Source organism: Barnesiella intestinihominis YIT 11860 (genome assembly GCF_000296465.1).
Classification (GTDB): domain Bacteria; phylum Bacteroidota; class Bacteroidia; order Bacteroidales; family Barnesiellaceae; genus Barnesiella; species Barnesiella intestinihominis.
This window is the reverse complement of the sequence record NZ_JH815204.1, coordinates 103,586-127,511: the sequence shown is the minus strand read 5'-3', so window position 1 is coordinate 127,511 and position 23,926 is coordinate 103,586. Positions and strand designations below refer to the sequence as shown.

At 45.5% G+C, this 23,926-nt stretch carries 16 protein-coding genes; 6 read left to right on the top strand and 10 right to left on the bottom strand.

Annotated elements, in window-relative coordinates:
* Positions 1 to 53: 53 nt before the first annotated feature.
* From HMPREF9448_RS05255 to HMPREF9448_RS05240, 4 genes are all read right to left on the bottom strand, one after another.
* A complete protein-coding gene (locus HMPREF9448_RS05255) occupies positions 54 to 3,800 on the bottom strand; it encodes a LamG-like jellyroll fold domain-containing protein (RefSeq protein WP_008861558.1) in 3,747 nt (1,248 codons plus the stop codon).
* Positions 3,801 to 3,916: 116 nt separating this feature from the next.
* Complete coding sequence (locus HMPREF9448_RS05250) at positions 3,917 to 5,848, bottom strand: hypothetical protein (RefSeq protein WP_008861557.1); 1,932 nt, start codon at positions 5,846 to 5,848, stop codon at positions 3,917 to 3,919.
* Positions 5,849 to 5,867: 19 nt separating this feature from the next.
* Positions 5,868 to 7,631 (bottom strand): SusD/RagB family nutrient-binding outer membrane lipoprotein, encoded by a 1,764-nt coding sequence (locus tag HMPREF9448_RS05245; RefSeq protein ID WP_008861556.1) that lies wholly within the window; start codon positions 7,629 to 7,631, stop codon positions 5,868 to 5,870.
* Between the two features lie 32 nt (positions 7,632 to 7,663).
* Positions 7,664 to 10,900, bottom strand: a complete 3,237-nt coding sequence (locus HMPREF9448_RS05240) for a SusC/RagA family TonB-linked outer membrane protein (protein ID WP_040296069.1) — start codon at positions 10,898 to 10,900, stop codon at positions 7,664 to 7,666.
* Between the two features lie 468 nt (positions 10,901 to 11,368).
* Between HMPREF9448_RS05240 and bla the strand changes: the two genes are divergently transcribed.
* The 3 genes from bla to HMPREF9448_RS14830 are packed head-to-tail and all read left to right on the top strand — an operon-like array spanning position 11,369 to position 13,132.
* Positions 11,369 to 12,274 carry a class A beta-lactamase gene (bla, locus tag HMPREF9448_RS05235; protein ID WP_008861554.1) on the top strand — a complete coding sequence of 302 codons (906 nt, stop codon included), beginning with the start codon at positions 11,369 to 11,371 and terminating at the stop codon, positions 12,272 to 12,274.
* A gap of 5 nt (positions 12,275 to 12,279) precedes the next feature.
* Positions 12,280 to 12,921 (top strand): hypothetical protein, encoded by a 642-nt coding sequence (locus tag HMPREF9448_RS05230; RefSeq protein ID WP_008861553.1) that lies wholly within the window; start codon positions 12,280 to 12,282, stop codon positions 12,919 to 12,921.
* A 13-nt stretch (positions 12,922 to 12,934) separates the two neighbouring features.
* Complete coding sequence (locus HMPREF9448_RS14830; protein ID WP_008861552.1) at positions 12,935 to 13,132, top strand: hypothetical protein; 198 nt, start codon at positions 12,935 to 12,937, stop codon at positions 13,130 to 13,132.
* Between the two features lie 78 nt (positions 13,133 to 13,210).
* Here HMPREF9448_RS14830 and dnaJ read toward each other — a convergent pair whose 3' ends face one another.
* From dnaJ to ispE, 6 genes are all read right to left on the bottom strand, one after another.
* A complete protein-coding gene (gene dnaJ, locus HMPREF9448_RS05220) occupies positions 13,211 to 14,362 on the bottom strand; it encodes a molecular chaperone DnaJ (RefSeq protein ID WP_008861551.1) in 1,152 nt (383 codons plus the stop codon).
* A gap of 18 nt (positions 14,363 to 14,380) precedes the next feature.
* The gene (locus HMPREF9448_RS05215) at positions 14,381 to 14,992 is read right to left on the bottom strand and encodes a nucleotide exchange factor GrpE (RefSeq protein ID WP_008861550.1); all 612 of its coding nucleotides are present in this window, start codon (positions 14,990 to 14,992) and stop codon (positions 14,381 to 14,383) included.
* A 271-nt stretch (positions 14,993 to 15,263) separates the two neighbouring features.
* Positions 15,264 to 17,843, bottom strand: coding sequence for a beta-N-acetylglucosaminidase domain-containing protein (locus HMPREF9448_RS05210; protein WP_040295992.1), 2,580 nt, complete (start codon positions 17,841 to 17,843; stop codon positions 15,264 to 15,266).
* 63 nt (positions 17,844 to 17,906) lie between these two features.
* Positions 17,907 to 19,058: an acyltransferase family protein gene (locus HMPREF9448_RS05205; protein ID WP_008861548.1), complete on the bottom strand. Its 1,152-nt coding sequence runs from the start codon at positions 19,056 to 19,058 to the stop codon at positions 17,907 to 17,909.
* Positions 19,059 to 19,168: 110 nt separating this feature from the next.
* Positions 19,169 to 19,735 carry a Crp/Fnr family transcriptional regulator gene (locus tag HMPREF9448_RS05200; protein ID WP_040296066.1) on the bottom strand — a complete coding sequence of 189 codons (567 nt, stop codon included), beginning with the start codon at positions 19,733 to 19,735 and terminating at the stop codon, positions 19,169 to 19,171.
* Between the two features lie 45 nt (positions 19,736 to 19,780).
* Positions 19,781 to 20,599, bottom strand: coding sequence for a 4-(cytidine 5'-diphospho)-2-C-methyl-D-erythritol kinase (ispE, locus tag HMPREF9448_RS05195; protein WP_008861546.1), 819 nt, complete (start codon positions 20,597 to 20,599; stop codon positions 19,781 to 19,783).
* A 141-nt stretch (positions 20,600 to 20,740) separates the two neighbouring features.
* Between ispE and HMPREF9448_RS05190 the strand changes: the two genes are divergently transcribed.
* The 3 genes from HMPREF9448_RS05190 (at position 20,741) to HMPREF9448_RS14615 (ending at position 23,904) form a co-directional block, all read left to right on the top strand.
* Positions 20,741 to 22,039 carry a histidine-type phosphatase gene (locus HMPREF9448_RS05190; RefSeq protein ID WP_008861545.1) on the top strand — a complete coding sequence of 433 codons (1,299 nt, stop codon included), beginning with the start codon at positions 20,741 to 20,743 and terminating at the stop codon, positions 22,037 to 22,039.
* 106 nt (positions 22,040 to 22,145) lie between these two features.
* Positions 22,146 to 23,702, top strand: a complete 1,557-nt coding sequence (dnaB, locus tag HMPREF9448_RS05185) for a replicative DNA helicase (RefSeq protein WP_008861544.1) — start codon at positions 22,146 to 22,148, stop codon at positions 23,700 to 23,702.
* A gap of 52 nt (positions 23,703 to 23,754) precedes the next feature.
* Positions 23,755 to 23,904, top strand: a complete 150-nt coding sequence (locus tag HMPREF9448_RS14615) for a hypothetical protein (RefSeq protein ID WP_008861543.1) — start codon at positions 23,755 to 23,757, stop codon at positions 23,902 to 23,904.
* Positions 23,905 to 23,926 lie beyond the last annotated feature (22 nt).

Below are 23,926 nucleotides of genomic sequence, written 5' to 3'. Positions count from 1 at the left end.
GGGCTCGGTCCGCTATTGAGATCACCCTCTTAAAAAGAAAGTGAGAGATTACATCAACGATTCAACACTTTGACCGTACGAACCACCTTGCCCTCTTTCATCACCTTCACCACATAAACGCCTTTGGCTCCGAGAGAGATGCTCATGTTTTGACCGGCTACGACAGCGGCATCTTTCTGTGCGACAAGCATTCCCGAGGCATTGTACACGCCCACTTGGTAGTCTCCGTCCTCGGCAAATTCTACAAAGAGAATACCCTCTACGGTATACGTGCGCAACTCACCGGCCATGCTCTCTTCTACACCGTCTACATCGCCTACTTTGAATACAGGATAGCTCTTGGTATCGGCCCCGAGCGTATTTTCAAGAGTCAAAGTAACCGTATAATCGCCCGGTTTGCTATAAGTCAGTTTCGTGGAACCTTCGAGGTCGGTACCGGTCGATTCGCTGAGGACACCGCGTTTGGCTGTCCAAGTCGGACGAGTCTCTACCTTGAAAGTGGATCCCGGCACAAACGGACAACCTGAGATATACAGAGGATTCTGAGCGACTTGACGACCGGCGCCTTCACTACCAAGAGCTTCCGTCTTGAACGAACAGGCTTTAGCCCCTGCAACCGAACCTTTGGCTGCAAAGTAGTGGTCTTCATCGGCATCGGTTTCGAAATCCCAGTAAGCCATCACTTCTTGGGGAAGGCTGTTGGCATCCAGACCGTTCTTCACGTTTTGCACTTGCTCGGGAGTCATGGCTCCGTTCCAAACCAACAGATCGTCGATAATACCATTATTGAAAACAGGTTCCGATCCACGGCCTCCGGCAAAACAGAACCAATCTGAAGTCGTGATAGAATAATTCACATTAGCCCATGTTTCGGTCGTACCCAAAGCTCCATCTAAAACCCACGTTGACTCTTGGAGCACACCGTTCAGATAAAATTTGGAGCGGAATTGCGACTGGTCGTTATACTCGAATGTCAATACCACGTGATTCCATGCATTGGGTGTTACGACTGCGTTGGGGAACGTATATTTCAACTCGGGAGCGCCATTGTACGTAGCGGTCCGGAAGGTATAACTGTTAAGTTTACCCGTAGATGACAAGTCAGACCACATCCAGCCCCAGTTATTCACCGGCCATGCACTCGATGCGCGATTTTCCACACTGAAGAAACAAGACCCTTCGGGTATCGAAGTGAAACGAACCCAAGCCGACACGGAGAACGTTTGACCGTCACCGATAGACAAATCGGACATTCTTCCGCCTACCCAGCCTTCATTGATCTCGATACCGCGCGAAGAAGCTCCATTGGCTTTCCTTCCGGTATAGCCCAACGTCAGCGCCTCGTCCACGTCGATCTTCACTTCATCTTCTGCCACAGCTTCCCCGCCGATAGTCAGCGATTGAATCTCGGGCAACGCACCCACGGCTTCGCTGGTAATCTGCACATAGTAACCATAAGTGGTCGTTTCGCCGTCGCAAATGACTTGCAGATCATAACCGCCTATTTCTTCAATACCTTCCGATACGGTAAATACAGTCGTATTACTTGCCTCTTTTACGACCTCACCGGTACTGTTGAGCAATTTCCAGTCGGCAGCGGCGTGACGGGGATCGACATACGAAATTTCGAAGCTCTCGCCCGGCTTGATGGTAGTTTTATTTATCTGTATATCGTCGGTAACCGTATACTCACCCATACTCATATAATCGCTCCATGCGATCTCGGAATCGGACTTCATATCGACCGAAACGGCTGCGACACCGAAACGAATCTCCTGTTCGCCCTGCAAATCGGTAGGAACAGAGAAATACATACCGGCCCAAGAAGTAGTGATACCCATGAATTGAGGCTCACCGCCTTTTTGTTGAGCATACAGTTTGAACATCGAAGCATTCACGTCGAGGTTATAAACCGGCTCGCCCGGCAATTTGTCGTTATCCATGTTAAATATCACCTTACCATCTACACCTTTGTAGTGAGATGCAAGAACTTTGGCAATCTTAATCTCGGGAGCCGCCGGTGTAGGCATAGCACCGCGGGTGATAGAAAATTCACCGAGGTATAAGTCGAGGTTCTCGGCATTTTCGAAATGGAGGGCAACCATAGCGATTTCCTTACCGGCCAACATAGCCAAAGATCCACTCACTTTAAACGTCTTTTCCACCCACACTTCATCGTCGGCCTCATCGGCGACAGTCAATACCTTGAAACCGCTCTCGCGCAAAATCGTTTGCTCGTCGCCTTTGGCAGAAAGTGCCAAATTAACATCGGCCTGACCGCCTACCAATTTGTAACGAACCGTAATCACATCGGCTGCGGACAAAGCGAACTCGGTCTTGAACAAATGCAAATACTCATTGTCCACAGAACCGAAGAGGCGCAGACACGAACCGCCTACATAGGCATCGTCGTAAGTAAACTTGGCCTCCAAGCCATTTTCCACTACCTTGTCGGCCGTTTTACCCATGAAATCGGATGCAAACCACCAACGCCAAGTAGGCAAATAGTCCTGTACACCGATATTGTACCATTCGTTATCGTTCTGACGTTCGCCCATCCAGTTCAAGAAACGACCGTTACCCAAATTGAAATAAGAAATAAACGGTTCCTCGGAAAGATCCCATTTGAGCGAACTGCGTGCCGTCATGAAAGCCGACATACCGAACCACTTGTCATCGGGGTGATGGTTACCGCGATTGTAAACCTCGATTTTATCGATGGGATTGCGGTTACCGTTGGTAAAGAACTGCTCGATCAGATGTTGATAATATGTTTGCTTGGCTACATCTGTACTACCGTTATTAGCACGGTCGGCCCACAACATATTATAATCGTGAGCGCCCCACAGACCGATAGAGAGATTATAGTCTTTGAGAGTTCTCCACGTAGAAGGATCACCGCCCTGCATGTTGAAGCCGGCATAAAGATCGAGCGAACTGCGACCGGGGGCATAGGTATCTACAGTAGATTGGGTCAACCCTCCCAATACTCCATGCCAATTGTAATTGAGAAAAAGCGAGGTGCGGATATGCTCGCCATCGCCGAAGGTATCGTTGTTATGATTACCGAGACCACTATCGAAAGTAATCTGCCCATTATCGTTGGTTCCATCGTACCAGAAGTTCTCGACCACCGGGTTACCTTTTTCCGTAAGGTATTTGTGAACTGTCTCGTGCAATGCACGCAATCCCGACAAAATAAAAGAAGAACCTGTACTGAACTCCGAGTTATAGCCTAATCCGTCCACACCATGATAATGGAGGAATTTAGCCACTTTCTCTGCCTCTATGCCCACCAACGTGGAAAAACCAGAGGACCACTCTGAACTTATACCTCCCCAAGGAACGGAAGCCACACCCGAAACACCTACACCATTTTTATGGGCGACATCGGCGAATCCACCGGGGACCCACCCGTGTGGAGCCGTCCAGTCTCCGTAATGAGTAACGTATGACCAAGTACTGAAAGCCTCGGAATCGAACTTACCGTTAGGACGCGCATTGGTGTTACCATTGCTGGCATTTCCTACCGGAACCCAGAAAACGAGTTTTCTGTCGTTGGCCTCGGTGAGCGTCTCGTCGATCTGCGTGGCCGCATTGCGAAAACGTTCTTTGGGTTTCACACGGGAAACATAAAAATTCTCGTCCTCGAACAAATCTTCGCCGAGAACCCAACTACTAACATACTGACCGAGTTTCGAACTCTCCGGCCACGTCATGTAATCTTCTTTCAATTCTTGTGCTTGCGAAGAAAATGAAAGAACTAAAATTCCAGATAATAAAAATAGATTTTTTTTCATGGAAAATTTTTTTTGGTTAATAAAAATTTGAATTATTCTCAAAAAGTTTTTTCTATCTTCAAGTTCCGCGGACAGGAGGCGTTTTAGCGGCCTCCTATCCCGAAACGACTCTTTTTTTACAACACCACGGGAACACTATCGGCTTCGATAGAGAGAGTGCGACTTCCCACATTACCCGTAATCGAGAACGAAACGGTTGTCTCGTCGCCGCTGCCCGAGATATCCATGCTGCCCGTCACCTCGGCCCGAGCTCCGTCTATATCGACTACCGTACCGACAGGAATATCGTAATGTCCTGCATAACCGCCACCCTTATAGGCATCGGTCAACGTAAGCATGATTTGCCCATAACCCGATGTGGGCGAAATGAACACTACCAAATCGCCGCCCTCGTCATAAACCACCGAGTTTTCTTTCACGGTGTTGGAGGCGTTCAATTCCAAATCGACAGGTAGAGCGATCACTTTCACCTCGGCCTTCTCGGACGATACGCCAGCCACCTCGGCAATAACGTCTGCCTTACCGGCCTTAATACCCGTAATCGTCCCCTGTGTGTTATCGTCGCCGGTTTGCTCGGCAGTGAGCACATCGGTAGCAGATGAAGTCCAAGTCACGTCATAAGGATTCTCTCCTCCCGACAAAGTTTTGGCATCGATACCCCATTGCACAGTCTGTCCCTCGAAAAGAGTACGCGCATTACCCGATTTCCACAAAACAGACAAGATACCCTCGGTGACACTCACCGGAACCCTTTTTTCCTTGCCGTTGGCCGTAAGAACCAGCTCGGTCTCGCCCAATGCGAGTCCCCTCAGCTCTATGACATTACCGTTATATTCACCCACTTGAACTTTGGAAGGATCGACTGCCTTGACTACCGGCTTGTGATAAGCATAAGACGAAGCGGGAATCACTCCCGTCGTAAGTCTCAACACACTTCCCACAGGCATGGAAATCGGATCGTGGTCGACCGTAATTTCCTCCACCGGATAACGAGTCTTAAAGTCCTGCACACGGAACGTCGCTACGAACACCGTGTCGGGAGTAATACAATGGAATTCGGCTTCGCCTTCCTCCGAACCCGAGCGCAACGCAAGCACGGCATCGAATCCCTCGCCTTTCACATATTCCTCGGTCTTGCCCGTAATCAATACCCCATTACTCGAAACGACTTCCCAACGATAGGCATCGTAGCCCGCCTCGATATCCTCTTTGGCGCCCGACTGCACGTTCATGGCGATACGCACGGTATCTTCCGAATTGATGTCCATTTCGGCCTCGTACGTATAGGCAAAGTACATCGACAATACCTCCTTACTGGGACGGGTATTTATATAGGGCATATTTTCGAAACCTTTGCCATAGAAAGTAGCCAACAACTGGGGAGCCAACATGATATCGCAAGATGCCGACTTGGCCGTGGAAGCATCACCAATGGAAAGGGTGACTTTTCCCTTCCCCGAGGCACGGGGAGCTGCATAGTGCACGGCTACGAGACCTCTCACGGTGTCGACCGTCATCACCGGATCGAAAGCGGTTAGCCCTTCGAGAGTAGGAACCGGATCATAATCATAAAGAAGTTCTTTGGGAGAAACAGAGAACAGCACCGAATCGTGGGCCGTATTGTAACTACGTTTCGAAGTCATTTCGGTGAAAGTGCTGTCGTTGGGAATACACATCACACCGTCGGGCAAATTGCGCGACACGGTAACGGTAGTAAGGGCATATTTGCCGTTCTCCAACATGGCTTTGAGCCGGGTCTCTTTTTCCTGACCGCCATCCAAAGCCACCACAGCGGTATCACCCAGCAAGGCAGCAACCGTCTGGTCTTCTATCGACCAAGAGACAGGAGTCTCGATCACTTTCCCACTCACATTGGTAACCGTCGCCGAAATCCTCACCGTATCGCCCAATTTCAAATTAATGTCCATGGGATCGATGGTAATATACACCTCGGTCGCACCGTCGAGCGTAGCTTCCTCTTCACATGCGGTGAACGAAGTCACACCGAGGAAGCTCGCCAAAAAGAATATAAAGCTATATCGTTTCATGTTTCAAATGTTTTATAGATTAAAAGTTTACCGGAATTACCAATGTAAATTCGTTATCGGGGCTTTGCTCGCCTCGGGTTTCGGTCTGTTTATCCCAGAAAACACGCGAAGCGCCGGTGTTGGGTTGCCCGAGAGCCTGTACGAGTGAAGCGATCTCCAACGTATTGTTGGCTGTCTCCTCGATGGGAATACGACGTAATTGCAACTCGGTGTCGACGCCTTGGTCTTTCATGTTGTTCACATCGACCGGGAAGATACGGGGATATCCCGTGCGGCGGAACGTGGTCCATGCCTCGGCGCTCATGGGGAAGTTGGCGATATATTTCTGAGTGATGATTTTTTCCAGCATCACCTCCTTCGAGTCGCTCGCATCCCATTTCACACCCACTTTCACACGACCGGCTATGTTGTTCTCGTTGTTATACGGATCGACATAATCGATATCTTTCGCCGCAGTCTGGGCAAGATATTCGTCGATGACGGTTCCGTCGGTGATCCCATTCTCTTGGAAACAAAGACGGATACCGGCCTCATACCAACTCTGAGCGTCACGGCCAAGCGCATTCCAGCCTCTCAAAGCAGCCTCGGCCAACAAGAAGATACTCTCGGTGCGTTTGAAGAAAGATTGATGCATATATTTGAATTCGCCCGATAAAGTCGAGAATGGGCCATAACCGCCTTTGTCCTTGCCTGTGGTATTGCTGTTACGCATGCTGATACCCGTACGCACTCCGTAAACATCGATGGGAGCCTGTATACCCGTAGACTTCTCTTTAATAGGATATGCATTGGTATCGAACCAGCGGGTAAGCAGCGGGTGATTGTAACGTTTGAGAATATTTTCAAACGAAGCGCCCAAACGAATATCGTGCCACTCGTTACCGATACGCCACAAAGCACAAGCGTTTTGCTCCTGATAATAGGCTATATCCTTCGCATCGGTGTCGGTGAGGACACCGATTTCGTCGGTGACAGCTTGTTCAAATTTGGACTGAGCCGTACCCGGATTGATTTTCACCATGTTCATGGCCATACGCATTTTAATACAGTTGGCAAACTTCACCCACATGCGCCAATCTCCATTAGAGAGCGTCTTGATAGTCAAATCCTCGATCTTGGCGAACTCCTCGCGGGACGGCTGACGCTCTTTCAATATGCGTATAGCCTCGTCGAGATCGTCGAAAATCAAATTGTAAATGTCCTCGCCCTTTTCATAGGTCAACGGCGGAGTACGTTTCAAATTACGCCAGTCGCTAAAAGGAGCCGCGCCATAGAAGTCGACGATTTCGTGGCCTTGATAGGCTTGGATAATCAACGCCACAGCACGCCATTCGGGTTTACCCAATTCGGTAGCGTGGTGAATGGCATTGTAAGACTGTGTGAAAATCTGGTTATCCATAGGGCCCCCCAAATAATCGTTGGGGAAAGTATAAAGCGTAGGCAACGGACCACCGAAAGCAAAAGTACTCTTGGTAGTCGTCCAGTATCCTGCATAGTTGTCAATACTGTTCGCCCTGTAATATTGATATTTGTGAGGCGCCCACGATCCGTTAGGTTCGTGCGAATAGTTGATCATGAACGGAATAGCTCCTTTCAGCTCCTTCTCGAGAACAGTAATATCGGTAGCTCCCGCCCCCTCTTCGTTATTGTTGTCCATCTCCTCCTGCTTACCGATCAACCACGGATACTCCTCCTGAAACTGGTCGCCGCAAGAAGTGAACAAACCTACTGAAAACACGGATTCGATAACGAGGAATCCGATCGAATATATTGTTTTTCTCATATTGATGACTATTTATATTAAATCGTTCTTCATTAGAAATTGAATTTCAATGTTAACGCAAAACTACGCGTCGTAGGCAAAGAATAACAGTCGATACCGGAGTAACCGTTGGCGGCCGATACCGAGATGTCGGGATCCACGGGAGAATCTTTATAGATAAAGAACGCATTCTTCACCGAGAACTGAGCGGTCATACCTTGATTCTTACCGAACAAATTGGGCATGTCGTAGCTCAACGAGATGTCACGCATGCGCAAGCTGGTGGCATTATATACATGGTCTTCCATGGGAAGAGCACCGATGGTCGTATAGTAGTTCTCGACCGAAACTTTGTTCCCCGATCCGTCAGGTAGAGGTTTGAGAATATATTCCTTTCCGTTTTGCATAACCCGTTCTCCGTTCAAGCGGTCTTGTGCAGAACGTTCGGAAAGGCCGTACAGGTCGAGATCAGCCTCGGTCAATGACATCACCTTACCGCCGATACGGCCGTCTATCAAGAAATAGAGCGTGAAGTTTTTCCAAGTAAATGTATTGTTCCAACCGAGAGTGACAGGCGAAGTCATATTGCCCACTTTGGTCTCGTATTTACCGGAAGCCATCACGGGAACGGCATTCTCGTAATTACCGGCATCATTGATTTTGATATGGCCGTTTTCATCGCGGGCGAAAGAGTTGACATAAATATCGCCATAGCGTCCGCCTTCTACGTATTTAATCTTGAAAGCGTTGGGACCCATTTGCACTTCGTAGGGAGCGCCGCTCTCGGTTTTGTAAGTTTCGAGGATACGGTTGTCATTCCATGCGATATTGAATCCAGTCTGCCATCTCCAATCCTTATTGATGTTCCAGCGATAAGATGCTTGGAATTCCAAACCATAGTTGCGTATCTTACCTGTGTTGACCGGCTTCGATTCGCCATTGGCAGTGGTGACATACAAGAACTGGTTACGTAACGTCGAATTGTAATAAGTAAGGTCGAAGTTGAATTTGTTTTCGAACATCCAAACGTCCAAACCGGTCTCGAACGAAGTGGTCGTCTCCGGTTGAGGATCGTCGAACAAAGGAGGACGAGTACTGATCGTACCGTTGGAGAAATCGTAGCTCTGACGGGCGAACAAGGTGTTGGGAATGGGGTTACCTACCACCGACCAACTACCGCGCCATTTCAACTGATTGAGCCAATCCCGGCGAGGCAAAAACTTGTCGATGAGCACATTCACACCGGCCGAATAGTAATCGAACGATTTATATCCGCTCCCTTGCGTGAACTGTTGGAACGACTGTGCCCACTCCAAACGATAACTACCGTCGAGGTAAACTTTATCGAATAATCCGACCGAAGCCGTAGCGAAGAGTGCCGTGCTCCAATCCTTGTTATTCCAACTGTCCGAAGCCGATGTAGCACTTCCGTTAGGGTTGTTGGGACGGCTGTGTTTATTATTCTGAGGAACGAAAGCATTGGGCACACCGCAAGTATCTATCGCCGTAGTGATGCTCGTGTTACGATCGTAATGACGTGAAAAGCTGGTTCCCACAGCCACATTCACATCGATTTTATCATTGAAACGGTCGTTCCAAGTGAGCATGTGGTCATTATAAATGTCGCTCGAGCGAGAATCTCCATTGTAATATTTACCACCTACATAATCGAAGCCTACCCGGTTCATACCGGCATACTCCTCGTTCAGATTATTCTGAGTCACATAATCGACATTGAAACGCGTCTGATATTTAATATTTTGCCAAATCTTGGCATCCAAAGTAATATTTGCCAACAAACGGTCGCGCTTCAAATAATCGTTATACATGTTGGCCACCCAGTAGGGGTTGTTTAGATATTGGTCATACCAGTACCAAGTTTGAACCGGTTGTCCAATCAATTTGGGATTACCTTTCTCCGGATCGCTCACGATATTGTCGGCCACCGTACCGAGGTGTTTATAGTTATGCTTGAAATAACGCATATCGATATCGGCCGGAGTACGGTACAAAGCATAGAGAGCGCTCAATGCCTTACCCACAACAGGAGCGTTATCGGTCTTCTGATGTATCCAGTTAAGGCTCGTGTTGATATTGATACGCTTGTCGAACAACGAGAAAGATTCCTTGAACATCACGTTATTACGGGTAAACTTATTGTTCGGTATCAATCCCGTTTGATAGGTATTATTATAAGAAAAATAAGTTCGGAAGTTTTCCGTACCGCCACTCAACGTAACGCCGTTGGTCGTAGTCACGCCTTTGTTGAAAAAGTCTTTTACGGCATTGCGTGCAGAATTCATCAGATACGGGGCAGAAGCCACCTCGTCGGCCGAACGAGTACCGATCTTAGGACCCCACGCCGACCATTGGTCTCCGCCACTGATACCATAAATCTGTTGGGTACGAGGATACATGGCTATCGTCTCGATCGACGTGGTGCTCGACACATTCACCTTGACAGAACCCGAAGCACCCGATTTGGTCGTGATAACGATCACACCGTTATTGGCTGCGCTACCGTAAAGAGCTGCGGCATTCGGGCCTTTCAAAATCGTCATGTTATCGATATCTTCGGGGTTGATCGTCGACAAGAGGTCATCGCCGCTACGTCCGCCGCCGAGTATCATATTATCGGTCGCCTGCGTACCCATACCGTCTTGCATAGGTACACCGTCGACAACGATCAACGGCTGATTGGTTCCGAGAATAGAAGTGGAACCGCGAAGCACAATTTTAGAAGCTCCACCGCCCGCTCCCGAATTATTGGGAACGATAGTAAGACCAGCACTCTTTCCTTGCAGCGAGTTAATGAAGTTATTATCCTTGATACGGGTCACTTCCTCGTTCTTAATAGTCTGGGTAGCATAGGTAAGCGTTTTGGATTCCCGCGATATACCCATCGCCGTTACTACGACTTCTTGTAAAACCCGTGTCTCCTCATGCATAACGACATCGTATGAGGAAGCATTCGCCAACGACAAAGTCGCCTTTTGATACCCGACATAACTGAATTCGAGCACGGCATTATTATTCGGGACCTCTACCGAGTAAACACCGTCTATATTAGTAGAAGCTCCTATCGAAGTTCCCTTCACTAATACACTCACACCGATTAGTGGTTCTCCCGAAACATCGGAAACCACTCCTTTAATAGTACGCTTGCTTGGCTGGGTTACATTTGCAGTAACCTTTCCTGCCCCTTGATCTATTGCATTAGCAAAAAACGGAACAAAAAAAGACAAAGAAAACGCCAAAAGCCCAATTTTACACTTCTGATTTTTTTTCATGCTTTTAGATTTAACCATTTAATATTTAACATAAATAATACTATTTAAACATTCCTCTCTCGTATACCTTGCGTAAATAAATCTCACGAAACATTTTTACATACCGTATCAATAATATTAACCCTAAATCGAACTATATCCCTAGTGAGATTCGTAATTTTTTTCTATTTTTTTTGAACAAACGAAAAATAAAACCACGTTTATTAATCTTTATTTTATTTATATTCAGATAAATAAACACACAAAAATTTTCTTAATACAATATATTTATTTAAAATTATAATAAGGATAACAATATAATCTCCATTATTAACCTCTGATTCTTCAACATCGAATGAAAAATACTCCCGAACAAGATATTCCGATAAACACGCACCGATACCCTATCTCCCTGTTAAATTAAATAAAGCCGGGCATACATGATTAAATTTATTATATCTTTACTCAACTTAAAACAAGCAAAACATCATGCCCAAGAATAAAATAATTCTATTCTGTTTTCTGTTTTCATGGATAGGACTACACCCTATCGCTGCTATTAGCTTGGAAAAACAATCGACCGTCGGACAAAAGATTCGTCAGGCCATACAAGGGAAAAATGCAACGGTCGGCGTAGCATTCTCGATCGACGGACAATTATTTACGTTTAACGACGAACATCGGTATCCGCTAATGAGTGTTTTTAAACTCCATGTTGCCATAGCAGCTCTTCAAAAAATGGAAAACGAATGTATCGCTCTGGACTCTTTACGCTTCATCGAATCGTCTCAAATACACAAAGACACTTATAGCCCACTAAGAGAATTATACCCCGAAAGAAACTTTTATCTTTCTTACGCCGACCTCATGCGCTATGCCGTTTCTCAAAGCGACAACAACGCTTGCGACATTCTCATAGACTATCTCGGCGGTATCGATATCGTGAAAGACCGAATCGACAAATTAGGTATCACAAACTACAATCTCACCGAAACCGAAGAAACCATGCACTCTCGCATATCCAATTGCTATAACAATTGGAGCACACCTTCGTCTACACTTCAACTATTGGAAAAACTCTACAACGAACCGATACTGAATGAAACACATACCGAATTTCTAAAAAATATTTTGATAGAAACTTCTACCGGAAAAGATAAAATAAAAGCCGGATTGCCCGATAATATTGTCTTAGGACACAAAACAGGCAGCTCCGACCGTTTGGACGACGGAACAAAAATCGGCGACAACGATACCGGCGTAATCTATCTCCCGAACGGAAAATTATGCTTTCTCGCTATTTTCATCAAAGACTCTCGTGAGAGCGACCAAACCAATGCACAAATTATCGCCGATATCGCAAGAATCATTTACAATTCCGCGGTTCAAAAATAAGAAACATGAAACGCCCTTTCACATACATCATTCTACTTTATCTTTTAACCATCGGTTGTTCCGGGAAATCCGCTTCTGTTATCGGCGGGGCTAACGGATCTACCGAAATTATCGTTGCTGACTGTGATACCGATACGATTTTAACAGGAGATGACTTAGAAAAATTCGACAGTCTTTTCAACGCATGGGTAAACAATTACAACACCAACCCGATAACTCACCTCAGCAGCAACACGAATGATGCGAAAAAATTGGAACAATTTCCGCAATTGCTAAACATGGGGAAAAAAATCATTCCCTGTATCATCACCCGATTGCCCGACAAAAACCTATTTTGGACATTAACGCTATATGACGAACTGCAAGACATCGATAGCTTAAAGTCATTCGACTATACCCGAGGCGAACAATTCAGAGCACAAGAAACCCTCCGGAAATATGTAGAAGCTAAGTTACACAAGAAGAAACGGGTATTCAATTCAGATCAAGAAAAAATAAAAGCTATTCGAGAATTGGCTAAGGAGTACGGCTGGGAAGAAGATTCTACGCTCTCTCCCCGCGAAAAAGACTCCATACTCCTCAACTTAGATTACGAAATCACAGAGGAAACATTCAAATTTTACAAAAATGGAAATAACGAGGAGTAAAATACTAATCATAATGGGCATTATCATGCTCATAGGATTCATCACAATAGGGTTTTTCATTTTTCCGATAGGCATTACCCTATGCTCCATAATCGGATTATGTTATGGAATTATAGGCAAAGACAAATTATTCACCCGATGGTCATTCATCGGGTTATCGGTAGGAATCATTTTTTTAATCTACACCTATTACGTTATACAAGGAATGTAAAGAACTATTCCCCAATATAAAATGAAAGCACCGTATATTATTGATATACGGTGCTTTCATTTTATATCATCGTCGTTTTCACTCAAACATATGACGCAATTTACTGAATATTCGCTGTTTAGCTGTGAGTGTAGGCTGTATATTGGGTGCAGTTTTCAAATCCTCGAAATGCTTCTTTTCGCTGGCATTGAGGTTTTCTGGAATGTAAACCGATACATTTACAATCAAGTCACCTACTCCATAACGATTGACCGAAGGCAATCCTTTTCCCCTAAGCCGGAATATTTTTCCGGGTTGAGTACCGGGATCCACTTTTATACGAGCCTTACCATCAAGAGTAGGAACTTCGATAGAACCGCCCAATACGGCAGTCGGCAAATCGAGCAGCAAATTATATATCAAATCGTTCTCGTCGCGCAGTAAATCGGGATGCGGTTCCTCTTCGATTAAAATCAACAAATCACCATTCACACCGCCATGACGAGCAGCATTCCCTTTGCCCGCCATAGAGAGTTGCATACCTTCGGATACCCCGGCCGGAATATTCAACGTGATTACCTCTTCTTCACGTACGATACCTTCCCCAGCACAATGCGGACACTTCTTCGTAATAATACGGCCCTCTCCACCGCAGTCGGGACACGTAGTCGTCGATTGCATAGCTCCGAGAAAAGTCTGTTGTACCCGTGTCACTACTCCCGACCCGTTACATTTCGAACACGTCGTATAAGCCGTACCGTTCTCTGCACCCGTACCGTTACAATGAGAACAGCTCACATACTTAGGAACCTTTATTTTTTTCTCGACACCGGTAGCGATCTCTTTCAATGTCAGTTTCACCTTTACTCGTAAATCCGAACCTTTATTGACATGACGACGTCCCCCTCGTGAGCCGCCCCCGAAGCCTTCGAATCCGCCGAATCCACCACCGAAAATATCGCCGAAATGCGAGAAAATATCCTCCATAGACATACCGCCGCCACTGAAACCGCCACCGGCAGCACCACCTAACCCTTGATGCCCGAACTGGTCGTAACGAGCCCGCTTATCCGCATCACTCAATACTTCATACGCTTCGGCAGCCTCTTTAAACTTTTCCTCAGCCTCTTTGTTTCCGGGGTTCTTATCCGGGTGATATTGGATAGCTTTTTTACGGTATGCCTTTTTTATCTCCTCGGCCGTCGCATTTTTAGCGACACCCAGCACTTCATAATAATCTCTTTTTTCCATTGCTCCCTGTCCTATAATTTATTCCCCTACCACGACTTTGGCAAAGCGAATAACTTTGTCATTGAGCGTATATCCCTTTTGTACGGTATCTATCACTTTACCTTTTTGAGCCGGATCCGAAGCCGGGAACATCGTCACAGCCTCGTGATATTCTGTATCGAAATCCGCTCCCTCCGTAGGAATCTCCTTTACGCCGTTTTGTTCTAGATAGCTTTTGAATTTATTATATATCAAGCTCATTCCCTCTTTCACAGCCGCTAAATCATTACTTTCTTCCACAGCTGCCAATCCGCGTTCAAAATCGTCGATAACCGGCAGAATAGCTTTCATGCAATTCTCACCGCCATTCTTGATCAACTCCGATTTCTCACGCAACGTCCGTTTCCTGAAATTATCGAACTCGGCCATCAATAGCAAATAATCCTTCTGCATTTTCTCGATAGTCGCCTTCAAAGTTTCCAATTCGGCTGACAATCTGGCAGCCTCATCAGCCTCGCCTTCTTCACCGCCCTCCTCGGAACCTGTTTCTTCCGAAACTTCGGGTTCTTGGTTCAACGACTCTTTCTTCTCCTTTTCAGAAGCCTCATCTACAATATTTTGCGATTTTTCGCATTCTTTCTTTTCGGCCATATTTATAATTTTTCTTTTGTTACATTTTCATTTTCATCACGCTCATATCATCATTACCAATGAGCACCATTATAGTATCAAAAACACTGCCAAACAAGCCCAAACTGCACTTTTGTCAGAGTGCACTGCCACCTTCCCAATGTTTTCATTTCTATCCATTACCTGCAAAAAAGCAATTCCCTTTCTCCAAAAGAAAAAGAGCAGGGCAAACCTGCTCTTTTTATATCCTGTTCAAAAATAATAATTGTTCTTTAAACGTAAAAATCCGACACTAATCAAACTTCGGCACTATCTCGAATATCTCCACTGGCCCTTCTATTTGTACTTCGGAAACTACCTCGGCCAACTCGACCTTAAAAAACAACGAATCGATAACCGACTCAACCGCCAACGAACCATCGGGCCTAAACTGTCTCAAATGCACGACAGGAGCTCCATTCCCCGCCTCCGGCAATTCATTCACCAACAAAGTATATCCCTCGGTCCGAGGAGCGACCCCGAAAGAAAAAATTCCATTATTTCGATAACTTGTGCCTATTTGCTGATCAAACGCATAAAGAGCTTGCTGTACATCGTCGGACTTTAAGCTGAAACCCAAATGTTCCACTCTGGGAGGATTCACTTCGAATGAACGAACCGATGCGTAATTCGTGCGAGTAGATTCGAGTCTTTTCAATCGGACATATCTGGCCTTTACAGGCTCCCCGTTCCAACGAACGATATACTGTTTATTCAACTCTTCCGTCAACGGAGTCCATGCTTTACCATCAATCGAATATTCCACTACGGCATGGTCGAAATAATCGACATCGTCCACAGAATTACGCCCCTGCAAAATAGAAACTTCGGTCACATCTTTGACACTTCCCAAATCAACCCCGATCCAATCGCCGGCTTTTTGAGCGATTCCCGATGTATAATAAGTCGTAGTATCGTGATCAAACATTAACTTGCTCAACGTGGTTTTCGCATTATGGAACGAACCTATACCCCTATAACAGATAGGAGTCTCGCCCGACAACCGAGTTAAAAAGCCGTATGCCATATCGTCCATAGCATTTTCATAAAATGGTTGCAGTTTCATGGTCCCGCTTTTATGAGCTTCATAATCTTCTCGATCCTTCTTACTCATCAAGTTCCGAATATACTTATTCCAAAAATCGGCATCATCTTTACCGTCACGATAAACACGGGCAAGTTCCAAAGCCCGTTTTCCTCTCGTACCCAACTTTCCGAATTCTTGGAGCCACGGAGTCAACTCACTCATCAAACCTTTATTGGTGCAACCTTTTTCTATTTCGGCAGGAGCTTTCTCTACCTTATCGAATTCTGCCCAAAGAGCCTGAGCCTCCGTTTCATTCCAATCACCGATTCTGAATGTCTTGGTTTCCCACGATTCATCGCGGCGATAACCGGTCTCCGTATCGCAGGAATGAATAGCGAATGTCCGATAGGCCTCCCTTGCTTTCGGCATCAATTCGCCGAGTCCTCTCTCCCAATTATCGATAGGATTATAAGCCGCTATATTCCAGGTATAATCGGCAACCCCGTATAAGGCCAATTTCGAAGCCTCTCCATGTTCCATCGGATTACTTGCTATTCCGCAAAGATCATTAGAATCCAACGAAGTATTCAAGCCATAAACAGGTCCTTGCAAAATAATATTGCGCACATAGTCGGTAACCGGATAATTCCACCAAAAATATGCCGGCCGCTTAATTCTGGAATTAACCCAATCCAAAGTCTCCGGTGTTAAGTCGCTGCATACTACGTCTCCTGTCCAAAACACTTCTATCGACGGATCGAGAGTTTCTCCATAAATAGCAAGACTTCCTTGCGGTGTGGGGTTTGCCCAAAGCTTGGAATAATCGGTCGGACAAACCGTTAAATATGCTACATCGCCTTTGGACTTCACAAAATCCTTAGTCAATCTATTCAAAAGCTCCGTCTGTTTCACCGGATTTGTCCCTTCACCCGATATATCGTCGAAAAAGAGGGCGAAAGCCCGTACACCGAGGTCATACATCAAATTAAACTTATTAACGAGGTTTTGATAATCCTCCTCGTTCCATTTAATATCTTGTCCCGGGTGTATCGCCCAGACAAAATCGACCCGATTACGTTTACAAGCCTCTATCAATTCTTTGATATTTCCGGCCTCTTTTTCGGGATATGGAAGCCTCCAATTCGGACAACTGTGGTACGGATCGTCTTTCGGACCGTACAAATAACTATTCATCTTGAACTTTCCATAGAAATCTATCAAAGACATTCTCACCTCATGAGACCACGGCGTTCCATAAAATCCTTCTACTACTCCCCGGTATTTCAAATCGGGGTAATCGTCGATTTCCACATATGGTAATTCGCCCGTTACAGTCGCAGGACTCTCGACTAACTGGCGAAGGGTCTGCAAACCGTAAAAAGCTCCCCGCTCGTCATAACCGACGAGCGATATACCATTCTTTCCGATATTCATGCGATATGCACCCGAAACAGGTTTTACCCCATACTTAGCCGAAGCCTTCGAACCAAAATCGACGGAGAGTTTTACCCCCTTCTTGTTAAAAGTGACAAAATCCAAATCCTCGGAAAACTTTCCATGCTTATCTTTTAGACACACTCCACCCGAAATATCGAGCCTCCCGGTTGGGTCGAGAACCAGTTTATGAGGAGTAGGGTTAATAATTATCCCTTTATGATCCAATTTTTTACCCGGCACAGCAAAAACGTCTTGCGCTTCCGATCTCTGCGATGCCAAATCGAACTCCGATTCCTGCGCCGAAAAGGTTCCGCACAGCAACAAACCGATGCATACCATCAACGACTTTCTACAATCTATCATTTTCATAAAACTAATTTAAGCATGGAAATTTTATTATCTATCAAATAAACCCCATTAACGGGGTTATCCCTAGCGTTTTTTCAAAAATTTCTTGCTCAACCACCGTCTCACCGGCTCGTCATAAAGTTTCAAACAAAGATAGGCTACCAATATATTCCATACATAAACACACAAGGCTACTTGCCACGTTTCCCCGAATGTAAAATACTGGTTCTCAATCAACCAAGAATAGAACAAATACATAAACGGGTAATGCGTGATATAAAGAGGGAAAGAAATATCTCCCAAAAATTTACATATCCTCGTAGATGTTTTATCGGTTGTGTTTCCCGACGCACCCAATATAATAAGAACAGGAAATACCACGACTATACAAAAAGCCTCAAAAAGACCATTCATGCATATAGGTTCAACCCCTTCTACATAAGGAACACAAAACAAAACCAACAATACGAAAGAACATATCCAGAATGCCCCTCTCACTTTCACGGGTTTGAAATTACGAGACAACAACAGTCCCAAAGAAAACGGGAAAAGCATTCGCAACAATCCGCCCACAAAATTCACCGAATCGAGCGTCCAGCCTACCCCTATCATGCCATACCCCGATACATCGAAGATAGCGAAACAAGCCAGACAGATTCCCAGTAATACCACAAAAACAGTTAACGCCTTAGTAGACAAACGACGAATAAACAAAGCATACAAAATATTACCGATATACTCGAAAAATAATGACCAACTGGGACCGTTCAAAGGAAACATTTCACCATTACCCCGAACCTCATAACCTGCACCCGGATAGGCCGGAATGAAAAACATCGCGAAAAGCAAAGCCCACATCACCATCGACGTTGCTACATGAGTCCCGTCCCACTGTTCGCTACCCTGGATACAAAATGTAATCACACCTAAAACTGCACCCATGACAACCATCGGGTGAAGACGAATCAACCGCCGCTTAAAGAAATTTTTTACCGTCAGGCTCTTTCCCAAACGATCATCATAAGCATAACCGATAACGAAGCCCGATAAAATAAAAAAGAAATCCACGGCCAAATATCCATGATTGATGCTTTCTATAAGAGTACCACCGGCAAAAGCATACCCTTCGAAGACATGATACCACACGACCAAAAGCGCAGCTACACCACGTAATCCGTCAAGCAACTCATAATGAGGTTTGGTATCTGAAAACGCAGCAGAAGAAATTTGTTGCATAATGAATTGGTAATTTAGATTTTTGATTTTAGTGATGATTAATATTACGGCAAAATTACAGGACTTATATAATTTAAAATTTGTCCTATGTCAAAAAATCCTCCGAAAGGTCATTTTCGGGCTCCCCTGAGACGACTGAGCGTCGAGAGTGTTATACCCAAATACGATGCGATATACCCAAGTTGAGCTCGCTGGTTCACCTGAGGGAATTGCTGCCTGAACTCCTCATACCGTTCTTTTGCCGATAAAGTCAAACGTTCCTTATGGGAGCGATGCAAACGCCGGTACTCGTCTTGATGAATAATCCGCCCCCAATTAGCCAGTTCGATATTCGTTTCGAACAGCCGACGCAATTTATCCAGAGATATTCTATAAACGACTACATCTTCAAGGGTCTCCACAAATTCTTCGCTCATCTTGTTATAATAGAGTTCGTCCATACTGAACACGATTCCGCCCTCACACGAAAAAGAAGTCGTTATCTCTTCTCCGTTCACCAACCAAAACGAGCGAGTCATTCCCTTCCCTATAAAATAAGCCGATTTACAATACATGCCCGCCCTTATCAACTGATACTTCTTGGGAAAACGGCACAAAGTCATGCTCTCTTTCAATGTCCGTATCGTATCATCGGAAATCGGATATAAAGAATTTATCTTATCTATAATACCGGTCATGTAACAATCTTCGATCATTCTCTTTTTCAAAAACGATTTTATACGCTATACTTCACAAATTCCAGTCCAAACAAAACACCCCGGATAACAATCGGCAAGATCGACTTCTTTATCGAATAGGGCAAATACCGAAGAACCCGAACCGGACATAGATGCATATACAGCTCCCTGTTCATATAAACGATCCTTTATCTCTCCTATTTCCGGAAATCGGGCAAACACACTTTCTTCAAAGTCATTGATCAATCTACCTCTCCACTCCTCGACCGGACGGGAAACGGTATCCCTCACCGACTCTTCCGGCAATACCGGAGTAACCAACGAATAAGCCACCGACGTAGGCACGGAGACAGAAGGCTTTACCAATACGATTCGATAGGACTTCAACGACAATTCGATCGGCTCGAACTCATCGCCTATTCCTTTGGCTAATAAAGGTTTATTATGCAAGAAAAATGGGCAATCGGCTCCCAGAGAAGCAGCTTCCTTGTCAAGCTCGTCATCGCTCAACGGCAAACGAAAATAATCTCTCACCATCGCGAACAAAAAAGCGGCATCGGAAGAACCACCTCCTAACCCAGCACCAAAGGGTATGGCTTTATGGAGATAAATAGATATCGGGGGTAACGAAAAACGATGGCTCAATCTTCGCCACGCTTTCATCACCAAATTATTCTGGGGATCACCGTCTATGACAATTCCCGACAAAGACAACTCCGTCTCCTGTTGCGACGTTGGAACAATCTCCAAAGCATCTTGTAACTGAACGGGATAAAATACCGTCTCTATATTGTGATAACCATCGGGACGACGGGCTACGATACGCAACCCCAAATTGATTTTTGCATTGGGAAATCTAATCATCTATATCCTTGTTTTTCGAGAATCTTTGCGAAAATAACCATTCTCAGTCACATAGGCAACTCCACTCTAAAAAAGAATAAAAATTTCATCGAAGAGAAAATTTATTATAATTTTACCGACATAATAGAAAAACAGAAACAAATGAAAAAAAGAACCCTCACCGCCGGTACTATCCTTTTATGCCTATCTGCAATCTCTTTCGGGCAAAATTCTATAAAAGATTTTCTACATCAAAATCCACAATTTTTCGGTAGTACGGCTTCTGTTTATTATTGCAACGACACCACAGACACCCCGGCTCCAAAAGATTTCATACCGTTTCACATCGATCATATAGCTCGACACGGTTCACGCACCCACGATTCAAAAAGCATGGTTCCGAACCTGTACAAACTAATGAATAAAGCCGATTCTTTGAACCTTTTAACCCGGGAAGGCAAACTGCTGCGCAATCAAATCGACACCATCTACCATTTGATGAATCATCGCTGGGGAGACCTCACTCCGCTCGGAGCCCGACAACACCGGGATATGGCTCGTCGCATGTATCACCGCTTTCGTCCGGCGTTTACACCTCAGGACGGCAAAGTGACCCTTGTGGCACAATCGACCACGGTTCCACGCTCTATGGCGAGTATGGCGGCATTCGTCGCAGAAATGAGAGGTTATACCCCCACGGCGGAGTTTTCTATGGATCCCAGCAACGGATATGACAATACCCTGCGATTCTTCAAAGGAAAAGAATACCAACAATATCTCTCGAAAGGCTCATGGAAAAAGATACTCCGAGCCTATCAGGAAAAGCATACACCCACAAGGCTTATCGACCGTATATTCAAGAAAGGGTGGGAGCAAATCATACCCGATCCTATTACATTCATGACCCACCTATACGCTTTAACCATCATATTACCGAATACCGACTACGACATATCCCTGTATCCGTGGTTCACAGAAGAAGAAAAATTCGATTTGTGGAGCGCGAACAATCTATCGCAATACCTGCGTAAAGCCAACTCCATTCCCGGAAAAGGACTTCCTGTCGCCATTGCGAAACCTCTGTTAAAAGACATGTTGGCTACATCGCAAGCGGCGATCGACGGAAACGGTGTCGAAGCCAATTTACGTTTTGCACACGGTGAAAATACAATTCCTTTACTCGCCCTGTTAGGCATTGAGAATGCAGCCGTTGTAGAAGCCGATCCCGAAAAAGTAACCGAGGTTTGGCAAGACTTCAAATACAATCCTATGGCGACGAATATCCAATGGATACTTTATAAAAATACCGATGGGAAAATACTCGTGAAAGTATTGTTCAATGAACAAGAAACAAAATTACCCATCGATTCGGAATATGCACCTTATTACGATTGGAAGCTATTCCAAAAATATTGTGAAAAGCAAATGGCGAAATACCCCGATACGACACCGGCCCTGTAATTAATCGGAAATATCCGCCTGTTGAAAAGTTCATTATAAGATTCACTCACCAAATTTCCCGATAGCAGAAAGATTGACTACTTTTGTAACGGGAAAGAATTGCTGCATGGAAACTCGAAGAAATTACACTCGCCAGAAAAAAGCCTACGCTCCGAAAGTTTCGGAACAAGGCAAGCTACAACCTCAGGACAAAGAGCTCGAAGAAGCCGTGTTGGGAGCTCTCATGCTCGAAAAAGATGCCTATACCACCGTTTGCGACATCTTAAAGCCAGAGTGTTTCTATGAGCCGACCAACCAGCTCATTTATAGTGCAATATCCCGGTTGGGAGCACAACAACGCCCCATTGACATGCTCACCGTCACCGAGCAACTGCGACTCGACGGAAAGCTCGATGAAGTCGGCGGAGCCCTCCGTATTTCCGAACTTACCGGACGTGTAGCATCGGCGGCGCACATCGAATACCATGCCCGCATCGTAGCCCAAAAATATTTGGCTCGGGAATTAATCGAATTTTCCAGCGAAATACTCAACAAGGCCTTTGACGAGACCAACGACGTAGATGACCTTATGCAGGAAGCCGAGGGGAAACTCTTTGAAATTTCCCAACGTAACCTGAAAAAAGACGTTACTCAAATAGACCCGGTACTGAGCGAAGCTATCAGACAAATTCAAATAGCAGCCAATCGAAGTGACGGATTGAGCGGACTGCAAACCGGGTTTCACGACATCGACAAAATTACTTCCGGTTGGCAAAATTCCGACCTCATCATTATCGCCGCCCGTCCCGCTATGGGAAAAACGGCATTCGTCCTTTCTATGGCAAAGAACATGGCTGTCAGCTATAACACGCCGGTGGCTATCTTCTCGCTCGAAATGTCCAATGTCCAGCTTGTCAATCGTCTCATCATCAACACTTGCGAAATCCCCGGCGATAAAATCAAAAGCGGACAGTTGGCCCCGTTCGAATGGGAACGGCTCATGTCTCGTATCGAAATACTGAGGAACGCTCCTATATATATAGACGATACCCCCAGCCTTTCCGTTTTTGAACTTAGGACAAAAGCACGCCGATTGGTTCGCGAGCACGGAATCAAAATCATCATCATAGACTACTTGCAACTGATGAACGCTAGCGGTATGTCCTTCGGGAGCCGAGAACAAGAAGTCAGCACCATATCTCGTTCGCTCAAACAATTGGCAAAAGAGCTTCAAATACCTATCATCGCCCTGTCCCAGTTAAATCGTAGTGTGGAATCCCGGGGTAACGACAAAGACGGTAAAGAAGGGAAACGCCCGCAACTTTCCGACTTGCGTGAATCGGGAGCTATCGAGCAAGATGCCGATATGGTTTGCTTTATACACCGTCCCGAATATTATACGCGGTCCAAGGAAGATGCCAATGGAAACAGCATCGAAGGCTTGGCAGAATTTATCATAGCCAAACACCGTAGCGGTGCGACCGATACCGTGAATATGAAATTCGTCTCTTATCTGGCTCGATTCCAAAATTACGACGAAGACACCCGACTGACCGATTTCAGTGCACCGGTAACCTCGAAGTTCAATACTCCCGACACGAGCACACCATCGGCAGCGCCACTGTCTGGGAACCCCGATTTCCTGAATCCCCCCGGTTCGTCCAATAACGATATACCCTTCTAAAAAGAACTTTTATCTCCCGACCGATGTTATTCTTTCGAATAACTAATATAGTATGGAGAAAAAACGACAAAAAATCTGGACTGCGATAGGTGTAGGCATAGCTATCGCACTACTGTTATATTGGCTCACATTGGCCATTTGGATAGACGATGATACCGATACCCCTATGCCTCCTCCCGTAGAAGAAATCTCGAATTATTAAAATATACTAAAATCGCTCCGGA